This window comes from Bacillus sp. SIMBA_031, assembly GCF_046535225.1.
GTDB lineage: Bacteria > Bacillota > Bacilli > Bacillales > Bacillaceae > Bacillus > Bacillus velezensis.
The window spans coordinates 1-240 of record NZ_JAWRXC010000631.1 but is presented as its reverse complement, the minus strand read 5'-3'; the positions used below and the strand labels follow the sequence as shown (position 1 = coordinate 240).

The window sequence follows — 240 nt, the reverse complement described above, 5'->3', positions numbered from 1 at the left end:
ATTGCATCTGGATCACCGTGTGCTAAAGCAATTTCATCAAATTTATATTTTCCTGAAAGACCTTTATAATTTCCATAGGTTCTTCGTTGGGTTGTATCAGCGGATAAAGATATTCCGTGAAACGGATACGGAGCAGAAACATTCACACTCATATTATATTTTTCAGACTTTATTCGGGCATATTCTCTATATTTTCCAGAGGAGACATCATAAAGATTTATGATAATATCCAATGGACTG

At 34.6% G+C, this 240-nt stretch carries 1 protein-coding gene; it reads right to left on the bottom strand.

Going from position 1 to position 240, the window contains the following annotated elements; translation table 11 throughout:
• Positions 1–240: hypothetical protein (locus SB724_RS21620; RefSeq protein WP_410573107.1), on the bottom strand; the 240-nt coding region annotated here is incomplete at both ends.